This window comes from Bradyrhizobium sp. 164 (assembly GCF_023073715.1).
Taxonomy (GTDB): Bacteria; Pseudomonadota; Alphaproteobacteria; order Rhizobiales; family Xanthobacteraceae; genus Bradyrhizobium.
In genome coordinates, this window is sequence record NZ_JADPKA010000075.1 from 1 (window position 1) to 9,953 (window position 9,953).

Sequence of the window (9,953 nt, forward strand, 5' to 3'; positions counted from 1 at the left end):
GCCGCGTTCACAGGCCGAACATATGACCGCACCGCCATTCCTTGTTCAATCAGAGAAAGACCTTGCAGCCCGGGCCGTTCCACATATGAGTCAGAGCCCTTATTCCATGCCGAAACACATTCAAGGATAGGCGTATGCCTATCCTTATCGCTATCCTTACGACTATCCTTCGACATTGTGACCTCGCGACAAACTATTCCGCGAGATCTTCCTAGCCGACCAGATCAGCCCTCAGCGCGTGGTCCCTGCATGACGATCACGATACAGGTTTGGTACTCGATCGTGATCCAGGAGAGTGCAAGCTGGGTCCTTCTCGCGGGACTAATGAGAAAGTCCTCGCGGATGATACGGCTTTCTCTGAGCGCATTCGACGTCATTCCCAAGGAGCGAGACTGGGCGTTTGGGCTAGTCAGGGGTAAGTGATTGAATTTATGCTCGTTGCGCGTCCGTAGAGCTTCACCGGATCATCCGGTCTCACAACCTCATTTGCTCAGCGAGGTCATCCTGGCCAAATGAGCCGCTTCTCGTAGAAGATCACTGCATATCCGTGCAACATCCCTTCCCTGCGGCGAACATAGCCAGCGCTCTCATAAAGTCTTTGGGCCCCTACTTGGATCGTTGTTGTATCGAGCATTATCCACTTGAAACCGAGAGCAACAGCTCGCGACTCCAATTCACGAAGAACCCTCCTTCCAAACCCTCGTCGCTGAAAGATGGGGTCGACCCGCATACGTTTTACTTCTGCGACATCATCATCAAAAGGTTTCAGCCCACCCATGGCAGCGAATCGGGCACCAATATGCGCAACTACGAAGTCTCCGCCCGAGGCGATGTATACTTCCCCAATATTGCGTAAATCATCCTCCCAAGCCCCTTCCGGGCCACACACACCAACATCCTGCGATGCGCTTCTGTGCAGATGCCATGCATCATCGCTATCCGCGGACTCGAACCGACGAAGGATCAGTTCGTCTTGAGACATCGACTATTACCTCTCGAGCGGTGGCGGACGCCTGCGCCTCTGTTTTTAGCCACGCAGAGACCACCGTCGGCTTACGGGCGCGCCTCTGTCAACAGCCGCTGAGCAAGGACAGCCTCAACACTTTCCGATACCTCAACTCCGACAACTGGACGACCCGGCTCAACCGTATATTTTAAGGCCGTACTACGGTGCATCCGGGTAAACCGATCCAGTGCACAAACACAGGACGTGCGCAGCGTTCCGATTTCGCCGCCGTGATGCTCCACGACTGGTGAAATGGTCGCAACCCTGGGAAAGTCCGCTTTCCCCTTTAGCCAACCTGGCTTGAGCGGTGCACTTCCTTTGCCTGACGACAGCCAGCGGAATACCTCGTGAATGCATCTCTGCGGATAATATTCAGACAGCCGATACAGATCCGTATAAAATTGAGGTTTCTGGTGGAAGAGTTCTTCACCGACCAGTAGCACCGAGACCGCCACGATACGGGCCGAGAAGCGGCCGCTTGGACCAAGCGTATTCTTGTAAGGATTCTTTCCGTAAAACACACGAAATTGGCCAAATAAGTCCGGCGACATATGTTCATAAAAGCGCGTCAGAACATTGTTTGCTGACTCAAGGCGCTCCAGGCACAGTGCAAGACATTGCCCCGCATCCACGTCGGCCACATCACGCAACTTGAGCAGAGCGTCAATTGCTAACTGCAATTCGCTCTCGATAATCTGATGGCCCAAGCAAAAATCTCGCTCCTCGACCCCGGCCGCGCCGAGGCAGTATACGCGTGGATCATTCTGCAGCGGATTCGTAAGTATCATATCTTCATAGGAGAGGACCTCAATGCCAGGCTGCCGTTGACAACTCGAGCGCGCAAGGCGGATTAGTACCTCTCCCACCGTCAGCTCGGCGTCCACGGGATGAAGGCCGGCAAACGCAGACATCTGATAAGCACAATTTACGAGATATTGGATGTCTGTCTTAGCGATCTCGAAGTCCGATTGCGGCAGACTTAGCAGCTGCGCTTCATAGTCCTTCTTCGCAATCATCGCATTGATGTTACGCCCAAGAGCCTTAACCGCTTCATCTGGTCGTTCACTGCATTTGACCTCCGCAATGCAGTGCGGCAGTTGATCGGCGACAAAATTGCTGACCAGCCCAAGCGGGCGTTCTCGCTGCCGGCGATCAATGCTATCGGTCAGATGCGAAAATATGTCCTTCGCCTGGCAGGGCGACCCTTCCGGGGTGGAAACGGAAAAAGGAGCGACCATAAATGAGCGCGCCCGCGACTTCATCGAAACGCAACTTGCATTTCGGCACTTGACCCGTATCGTGCGGCCGGTGAGTAATCGTGTTTTTCGAGCAGATCAGTTCGTTTGTCTATTATCCTACTGTCGTTGTAAGCGATCCGCTCGAGTATATTGTTCGAGAAAAATAGCAGCGATACGGCGCCCGAATTGATAGTGCCGGCGGCAGTTAACGAAAGCAGGCCGTTTGAAATGCAGATGAGTCCTGCCTCATTCAAGAGTTCAAGCTCGCGGCCAAAGCATTTCTCGATGGACACCCCAAATTCCCGCTCGAAGCGGGAGAGCAACACCCCACTGCTTCGCAGGGCAAACATTACCGTTCTGCGCATGAGATCATCGTGCGACAGGACAACACCCTTCCACACAGGCTTCTCGCCCGCTTCAACCCTATACAGGTAGCGATCTAAATCTGCCTCGTTATAGAACTGGCACTGGCTCATGTAACCAAATCCGGCAACCCCAAACGGGACCAGATTATTGTCGTTCCAGGAATCGTATTTGCGGCTCTGTTGAATCGAGTGTGGCTGCGACTGCTTACTCCAATAGAAAATCGGCCCATGGCGATAACCGAGTTTCGTGAGGATGTGCTCGGCCATAAAATGCATGATGATGCGCTCCTTAGCCCCGGCAAATTGATATCGACCCCGAGCCAAATGGCGGGCTACGGGGTCTGTAGATTTAAACATCAATGGGAATACATTGAACTTCTCTATTCCCATATCCAGTAAGCCGATAAGTGAGTCGTACCAGCTCCGGAGCGTTTGCTGCGGCAACCCATACATGAGGTCAAGCGACAGATTCTGAACGCCCATGTCATTCAGTAACTTTACGAGTTGAACTACCTCGTCCAGGTGATGCCCGCGGTTCAATATGCGTAAAATGCTCGGATCTAGACTCTGAACGCCCAATACGAAGCGGTTTACGCCCGCTCTAAGCAGTGTGGATATGCGATCTGCAGCGTCCACTTGCTTTGCAAGAGAGGGATGCAATTCGAAACTCACTTCCGACTTAGACAAATCAAAGCGCCGCCTAATCATACCAAATAGCGTTTCGAGTTGACGGTTGGTCAAGAACGAGGGAGTGCCGCCTCCAAAAAAAGCAGTCTCAACAGCTCTGCCGGCCAGCGCCGCCTCCGACCAACTCATCTCTTTATCTAAAGCCGCCAGATAGCGCTCCACTCGCCCAGAAGATGGATTGATTTCCTTGGCGAAGTGGCAAAAGGTACAATACTGATCACAAAAGGGGATGTGAAAATAGAGATCAATTGACGACGAAACCTGAAGCAACAACTTTTCGGCATTCAGGTCGCCCATTGCCTTGAGAGGCGGATATGTGCCGACAAGATAATCGTTGTGCGTGTCAAGGTGCAAATTCCGTGACCTCAACATGTCAAGGTTAATGTCGTACGAGCGGTCGATCGCGAATTCCAAGGCCTCGGAATAGGTCGGGGCGCGCATTTTTTAACTCCTCTAGCTTTCTTGTGAAGGCAAGGCGCGATGGCAGCTGCGTTCCTCGTGTCTTATCGCGCTCTTCAGCTCGGGCTCACCGAAGTCGTGCATTTCGATCAAAGACGCGGGTTTGTCGGCTCCCACTCGAGGCAACCACCGTAGAGCAGAACGACTGTCGCCATTCGCTCGGGACACGCGGGATGATTATGGTTCGGCGAGGAAGACAGATGCCGTGGCCGAGGCCGAATGTCCTTCGGGCGTTGCGAAACGGTCCCGAGGAAGACTTCAGGCGCCGAGGAGTGCGAATACTGCTGAAGAAAATGGTGCTCCACCTCCGAGTGTGACCCGCGCCGGGTCGGGCGCCGAGCTCGATCTGCTCCAGCGTGCCATTGAACAACTTCTGTCCGCTCCCCTCTTCGAAAGGAAGCGGGCATTGCTCGATACTAAGCTTGATTTGGTTTCCTCCCGGTCCGAGGCCAACATTAGCATGCCGCTGCATGCATTCGCCACAGAGCGGCCCAAACGTGTCACACTGGTTCGGATTTGCTCGGGACTAAGCGCGCTGAATGCTAGTCGTGTCTGGTGGTCTTGAGAGCTATCCAACGCGAAGAACGACAGCGGCACCCGCGACGGACGCGGCAAGGCGTTAGGCGGGACCGCACTCAATAGCGCAGCGTCCAAGGCATTGATTTGGATCAGTCGAGCAAGTGTCATTTGAACTCCTGGGCCGGCGAATGCGAGATCGTCATGGTCGTGCGGATCCTTTTACGGTGTCCCAGCAATCCACGTGCCACTAAAGACATTTACGAGCCTGGCTTGAAGAGGGCAAAACCATGTGGTTCGTGTCCACGTCGGAATACTCGCGCCTCAGTGTCTGGTCCCGGACATTAACGTCTTCAGCCGGACACGGCTGAACACGACAACGTGGAATGTTGAATGAGGATGGCGGCCTCTCATGCCGAACTCGAACATCTGCTCCAACGGCGACCTTACGACCGAATCGCTCGGCTGATGGAGGCAGCGTCCCGGCACGTGACGGATATGCAAATGAACTCGTCGCTTTCTTGTGGCGCGGTGGCCACGGAGCGACTTCGATCTGGCAGCGCTCGGCGCGGACTTGCCAGGCGCGGTGCGTGTCGTACCGAGCGACGAGCTCGGCCGCAGAGCATCGGCCCGGCCGACTCTCCGGTCAAGGTGCCGTGGATCATTCTGCCCGGTTTCATCGATCTCCATGACCATCTCACCTGGAATATCCAGCCGCGATGGCTGACCGGCCGGAGTTTAACAACTGCCATGAATGGTAGGATTCGCGGAATAGGACTGCTGAATAATCCGCACTGTCGGGCAATCCCGACTGTGGCCTACGAAGCGCAGAATCAAGGCGCTTGCCGATGGGGCGACCTCGGTCCTCGGAATCTGGATAGGGGTTCCGGCCTCCAGGTTGGTCCCAGAAGGGCAGTAGGGGAACCGCACTGTGACAGCTTCTCTTGATGGCGAAATCCGCGACGGCGGCCATCATATGCAGGTTCGCGTCTATGTCGAAGATACTGACTCCGGTCAGATTGTTTATCACGCAAATTTTTTGCGCTTCATGGAACGGGGTAGAACGAACTACTTGCGCCTGCTCGGAACCACTCAGCAAGCGCTACTCAAAGAAGCTAAGAACGATGCGCCCGGCTTTGCCTTCGTGGTCCGCTCCATGAGGATCGATTTTCTAAAACCGGCGGTCTTGGATGACCTGCTTGACGTCGTCACAGTCCCGCAAGAGGTGAGGGGAGCGTCGATTGCCTTGCTGCAGGAATGCAGGCGCGGAGACAATCTCCTAGTCACGGCGCGTGTACGCGTGGCGTTTATTTCAGCCGGAAAGGCGCAGCGCATCCCGAAGTCGCTGCGGCTCGCTATGGAAGAGCTTAGATAAATCCGCCGCCTCGTTCAAGCTTTTGCCTTCCAGCGCCATCAAGAGCTTGGCGAAGAATCCTTCGACGGCATTGAGCCACGAGAACGAGGTGGGCGTGAACTGGAAGGTGAAACGTCGAGGCATTTGCGGCCCTTTGGGTACTTATCACGTCTTGCAGCTTGTCGACCAAGTTGGGATCATTCGAGAGGTTGAACTGGTGGGCGAGACGGTTGCAGTCCGTGCGTCCGCCAGATGCGCTGCACCAAGGTTGAGGTGATGCCCGCCGCCTTTCGCCAGTCCTGCTCTCGTCCGGCGCCATATATCTACAGTCCGGACGAGCTGGTCCGGCTCGTTGCGGATCAACCTCGCGGCTGGGTGGACATGCAGACATATGGCGAATGTCGGCCTTGGTGATGCGGCCGCGCCTGACAGACTCCGGTCGATCGTTCGCTCGGCACTAGGCCGAGGAAACCCATGAGTTGACTGGGCTCTACGGCTCACGTCGCCAACCTCGGTCGCGAACGTCGCTGCGACGATCAAATCAACGCCTCGCAACGTTTGAAGCGCCCGCACGAGCGGCTCCAGAGACCAGCCCGAGACAAATTCTTTGATCGTGCGCTCGAGCCGGTCGACCCACTCCCTGCCGACGCGAACTGCTTCAACCATTTCTTGGAGCGCGATCTGATGTGCGGGCTGATCGAATTGTTGTTCCTGAAGCCAGCGCAGATAGCGCATCGTCCAACTCTTCTTGCGAGGACGGGTGCGGTCGTGCTTGAGCATGAAGACGCCACCTGTTGCCGGTGAACCCGCAGCGCCTCAACCGCTGCCGCTCGCGCGCGAACGAGATACCGCATCGCCTCGTGACCTTCATGGGGAACCCATACTGCCGTCAGCTCGCCAGCGCGTAGCAGCCGCGCGAGAGAAGCGGCGTCCCGGCGATTCGTCTTCACCCGATCCCCCGGCTTCCTTGGGAGCAGCGATGGTGCCAACACCGTGCATTCATGGCCCAGCAATCGGATCAGATGACAGAGGCCGTAGCCGGTCGGGCCGGCCTCGTAGCAGAAATGCACGCGGTCGAACCGGTTGGCGATCCGCGCTATGATGCGACCCATGTTGGTTGCCGAAGCATCGACCTCGCCGAAGAAACGAACTTCTCCCTCCCGGCCTGCTTCAGCAATCGGATGGCCTTTCTCAGTTGGCATCGATTCCGACGAATGCTTCCCTATAATCTGCCACGGTTCGTCCTCCTGTGATGAGGATCGGCTCGGTCCGCCCGAGCAACCCTCGGACGCGCAGTGTAAGGCGAGCTATCTCATCGGCAGAGACGGACATACGCTCTTACCGTTCATCGGGGATGACCTCTTTCCACGACCGGCTGTGTTCCACTTTCTAGAAAACAATCGTCGCCCGATTTTAAGTCGCACAACCTAACGCCTATTCACTAGAACTCACTCGTCTGTATCGCGACATAAAGAGTTTTGGTTCCATCACCATGCACGACTTGTTAGGAGTCGAGACGGCAAGCTCGACTGGGACCAATACGTTGCATACTACTTGGGAAGCCGTGCGACGCTGGCGGTATTCCAAAGGGCCAACCGACGGAAACTCGCAGGATCGCTGGAAACGATAATTCCGCCGCATTTTGAAGCGATATCGGCAGTTGCGCGAGGTCGCCAGTGTAAGGCGGACTTTTTAAAAAGTGGCAAAAACAGCATTGACTGCGTCCACTGTACTCTCGACGATGATATCAGCTTCGTGCTTTGTTAAGCACAGCGGCGGCGCGAACCCGAGAATGTCGCCCTGCGGCAAGGCGCGGCCGATGACGCCACGCTCAAGCAGCGCGGCGGCGACCTGCTCACCCACTTTTTTTGATGTATCGAAGAGGGTGCGATTATCCCTATCCTCGACAAATTCCACCGCCGCCATCAGCCCGTCGCCGCGCACCTCGCCGACGTTTCCATGATCGCCCAGCGCCTCAGTCAGTGCGGACTGGAGATAGGCTCCAATATCGCGAGCATTGTTGATCAGGTCCATCTCATCGATTAGCTCAAGATTTGCAATAGCCGCCGCCGCGCAGATAGGATGGGCAGAACAAGTCCAACCATGACCGATACTACCGAGGTGATCGGAGCCTTTCACGAGAACCTGCCAAACCTTGTCCGAAATAATGACGCCGGACAAAGGAGCGTACGCGGAGGTCAGACCTTTTGAGATTGTGATCAGGTCCGGTCTGATGTCGTAGTGGTCGGAACCAAACATCCTGCCCAGGCGGCCGAATCCGGAGACGACTTCATCCGCGATGAGTAGAATGTCGTATTTCTTCAGAACGGACTCTATCTTCGCCCAGTATCCGGTGGGCGGCGGAATAATGCCGCCAGCACCTTGGATCGGCTCTCCGATGAACGCCGCGACTGTATCGGGACCCTCGGCTACAATCATTGCCTCAAGCTTGTCGACGCAGGCTTGGACGAACTGCTCCTCGCTCATGGTCGCATCAGCGCGGCGGAAATAGTAAGGAGCTTCAGTGTGGAGGATCGGCGTACGCGGTAGATCAAAGGCGTTGTGGTACAGTTCAAGGCCTGTCAGCGAGCCTGTCATGACGGTTGAGCCGTGATAGGCTCGCCAGCGAGAGATAATCTTCTTCTTCTCCGGTCGGCCAAGCACATTATTAAAGTACCAAATTAGTTTGATGTTTGTCTCGTTCGCGTCCGAGCCTGATAGACCGAAAAAGACGCGACTCATGCCTTTGGGCGCCCGGTCGATGATCATCCTGGATAGCTTGATCGGGGCTTCTGTGCCGTGGCCATCGTATGCGTGGTAATAGGGGAGTTCGTTCGCCTGCTTTGCAATCGCCTCGGCGATCTTCTGGCGGCCATATCCGACATTCACACAAAAAAGACCCGCAAAGGCGTCAAGGCTGGTTCGCCCAGACTTATCCGTGATGTAGACTCCTTTGCCCCCGCTGATCACGCGCTTTTGAATTTCACCTCGCGCATGCGCGCCGACGTGCGTCCCCGGGTGCAAGAGGTGATCGCGGTCCCAAGCACCGAGTTCGTTGAATCCGTGGGACATTTTCTGCTTCCTCTCCTACTCTCATCAGAGGGTCTCGAGCCCGCCCCCACCTTATGGCTCGATGGGCCCACTTGCTGCCACCGAAAGATTGGAGTCGAATCCTTGTCCGTTCGGCGTTGCGCGTTCAACAATAGCGAAATCGGATGTAGCGAAAAGAGGCCCGGCGCAACCAAAGTTTGTAGTTGCGCCAAAACGATCGTGCGACGCCAAGGCTAAGAGCACGCCGACCTCAAGTAGCGCGTGAGGACGCGTGAACGGAATCGCGGGCAGCTTAGTCGGCTATACAATTTGTTGGTTGGCGGCTGGCAATATCCAACTATTGGGACAGCCAGCTCGAAAGAAGCTCAATCTCGACTGACACGGTCTCTTCGGGAGCAAAAGGCCCGACGGCTCACGCTGGCGGGCTCGACGAAAGGGCCGCAGCGATTGAGCTCGCTGCGGCCTGCGCCGTGTCAAAACGACCGGGTGAAAGAGGTAGGTGCAATATGAACGCTAGCCCCGGTTTGCCGAAGTTTCCCGGCACTTCCGGTTCCGGCCACAACAAATGTGAACAAAAAGCGCCTGCGTGTCCAAAACGCCTCAGCGGCCTGTGCGGCCTATTACATCATTCTGCGGCCTTCAGACCCTGTTCCGTGGGCTCGTAACGCTGCCCGTGCTTCATCAGCCAGCCACCTTCAACCATCTTCTGCGCCAATCCCAGCGAACATGCCGGTTGGCTGCCGCCCGGGGGATATACGCCGGCTTCGCGCTCGACCAGAAAGCCGTACACGCGCGCCAGCCGTAGCGGCTTGAGCATGCCGGGAATGAGGATGACGGAGTTCGTCATTGCTCCCAAAGCGCCCGCCCACCTGAAACGTTCCTAAGCGCTGCCTTGGACAACGAGAACAGGGCGGCGTTACCCAAACAGGAACGGCCGAGGGCCTGACGCTGACCGCGAGGAGGAGTCCCGGGGAGAATGGGATTGCCGACTGGGAAGGTTTGCTGGAGCAGGTAGGCATGCGGGACTGGACCAACACAGTGATGGCCTAAGAGGGAAAGCGCTGCCGGCTCAAAATTGCCGGTCCCCCGGCAGCGCGTTGTCTCAAAACGGGGCACTAAAATCCCAGTTGGTTTCGACTAGGCAAGGGCCGTGCCACAAGCTTGTGACGGGCGCCGCCGGTTCACGCTGGCGGACATCTTTTTAGTTTGTGCACACTAGTCACCATTAAACGCAGTGATTATTCTGGCACGATATCTCGCGTATTTTAAATTATTTT

At 56.0% G+C, this 9,953-nt stretch carries 6 protein-coding genes and 1 pseudogene; 1 reads left to right on the forward strand and 6 read right to left on the reverse strand.

From position 1 onward, the window contains the following. Positions 1-499: 499 nt before the first annotated feature. The 3 genes from IVB01_RS23895 to IVB01_RS23905 all read right to left on the reverse strand — a co-directional run bounded on the left by IVB01_RS23895 (position 500) and on the right by IVB01_RS23905 (position 3,737). Entirely contained in the window at positions 500-982 is a 483-nt protein-coding gene (locus tag IVB01_RS23895; RefSeq protein WP_247307138.1) for a GNAT family N-acetyltransferase, read from the reverse strand. A 71-nt stretch (positions 983-1,053) separates the two neighbouring features. Beyond that, positions 1,054-2,244 carry a hypothetical protein gene (locus tag IVB01_RS23900; protein ID WP_247494929.1) on the reverse strand — a complete coding sequence of 397 codons (1,191 nt, stop codon included), beginning with the start codon at positions 2,242-2,244 and terminating at the stop codon, positions 1,054-1,056. A 20-nt stretch (positions 2,245-2,264) separates the two neighbouring features. Beyond that, positions 2,265-3,737: a coproporphyrinogen-III oxidase family protein gene (locus IVB01_RS23905; protein ID WP_247307134.1), complete on the reverse strand. Its 1,473-nt coding sequence runs from the start codon at positions 3,735-3,737 to the stop codon at positions 2,265-2,267. Positions 3,738-5,202: 1,465 nt separating this feature from the next. Here IVB01_RS23905 and ybgC point away from each other — a divergent pair. Next, entirely contained in the window at positions 5,203-5,646 is a 444-nt protein-coding gene (gene ybgC, locus IVB01_RS23910) for a tol-pal system-associated acyl-CoA thioesterase (RefSeq protein WP_247333777.1), read from the forward strand. Between the two features lie 367 nt (positions 5,647-6,013). Here the strand turns inward: ybgC and IVB01_RS23915 are convergent. From IVB01_RS23915 to IVB01_RS23925, 3 genes and pseudogenes are all read right to left on the reverse strand, one after another. Next, a pseudogene (locus IVB01_RS23915) lies at positions 6,014-6,861 on the reverse strand (IS110 family transposase); the annotation flags it as partial. Between the two features lie 456 nt (positions 6,862-7,317). Continuing rightward, positions 7,318-8,697 carry an aspartate aminotransferase family protein gene (locus IVB01_RS23920; RefSeq protein ID WP_247333775.1) on the reverse strand — a complete coding sequence of 460 codons (1,380 nt, stop codon included), beginning with the start codon at positions 8,695-8,697 and terminating at the stop codon, positions 7,318-7,320. Between the two features lie 604 nt (positions 8,698-9,301). Further along, a complete protein-coding gene (locus tag IVB01_RS23925; protein ID WP_247307126.1) occupies positions 9,302-9,523 on the reverse strand; it encodes a hypothetical protein in 222 nt (73 codons plus the stop codon). Between the last annotated feature and the right edge of the window lie 430 nt (positions 9,524-9,953).